A 1299-nucleotide genomic window follows, 5' to 3' on the forward strand; every position below is an offset into this window, starting at 1 on the left:
TGTCTCGTCCTAAGATAGGTTGACAGTTTTTAGGCCAGCTCCAGTAGCTGGCCTTTTCTATTGTGCACCTGATTAGGGGTTGCCATATTCAAACTCAGATGCGGTCTCATATCGTTGTATATTGCTATCGATTCTCTAACAAGTATTTTCAGCTCCGCAAATGTCCTACATCGGTGCAGTAAAAACTCCTGCTTCAGTATGCCATTCACTCTTTCTGCTAATGCATTTTGGTAGCAATCATAACCATCCGTCATTGACGGCTGGATTTGGCTCGCCTGAAGCGCATTCTGATAAACAGCTGAGCAGTACTGTAAACCTCTGTCTGAGTGATGCACCGCGTTGCCGATATAGCGTTTATCTTTGATGGCCATTTTTAACGCTTTCACCACACTCTCGGCTTTCATGTCTTTACTCACGTGATGACCGACTATCTTACGCGAACTCGCATCGGTGACCAGTGACAGGTAGTGCACACCTTGGTCTGACTCAAGATAGGTGATATCACTGACCAGTACATGCCCTGCATCATGCAGTCCTTCCTCTTTCAGCAGATTAGGATGCTTCTTCATCCAGTGTTTGCTGAACGTGGTTTTTGTGTAGCTTTTCTTTGGTTTAAGCAGTAAACCTTCACTTCTCAAATAGGTAAAGAACCCATCTCGCCCGAGTTTAATATCGTGCTCAACCAGCCTGGATTTTATCAACGTGTAGAGCTTACGGGCCCCTAACCTTGGCATATATTTACGCCAGTACTGGACCCAGTCTTGGATGACCGATAGCTCAGCTCTACGACTTTCCATTCGAGCAACTGCCTGATAAATACCTTGCCTCGACATACCCGCAGCACGACATGCGGCAGCGAGGTTTATTTCTCCGTTGCCTTTTGCTTGCCAGATGTACCGGATAAGTACTTTTTTCTGAGGCCTGCTCCATATTCATTGTCCATGATATCAACCATGCCATTGAGGATTTGGTTACGCAGTTTCTCTTCTGCTAACTCACGTTCAAGGCGCTTGATCGTTTCGGCAGGGGTTTCTTTTGACTTAGGCATAAGGGGATGCTGAAAAGGTTTCGACCAATCGAGTCTACCATGTTTTCTAAGCCAAACGAGTACCGTTGAACGGCCTTGAATACCAAAATGGGCTTGGGCTTGTTTGTACGTCATTTCGCCTTTTTCAACACGCTCTACAACGCCTAATTTAAAGGCTAAGGTGTAATCTCGTTGTGTGCGCTTACGGCTTGAGTTAATTGATGTTGTCATAAAGAAATCCTCTTTATGTCAACGTATTTCAGGACGAGACA

1 protein-coding gene is annotated in these 1299 nt (G+C 45.3%); it reads right to left on the reverse strand.

The genetic code is table 11. The features are described from left to right. Nucleotides 1-29: 29 nt before the first annotated feature. Nucleotides 30-1258 (reverse strand): IS3-like element ISShes2 family transposase gene (locus L2713_RS20430; RefSeq protein ID WP_248969102.1). Its coding sequence is split into 2 segments (ribosomal slippage): nucleotides 30-907 and nucleotides 907-1258, totalling 1230 coding nucleotides; the frame shifts between segments, so codons are not numbered across the junction. Nucleotides 1259-1299: the final 41 nt, after the last annotated feature.

It is taken from the genome of Shewanella seohaensis, assembly GCF_023283775.1.
In the GTDB taxonomy this organism is placed as follows: domain Bacteria; phylum Pseudomonadota; class Gammaproteobacteria; order Enterobacterales; family Shewanellaceae; genus Shewanella; species Shewanella seohaensis.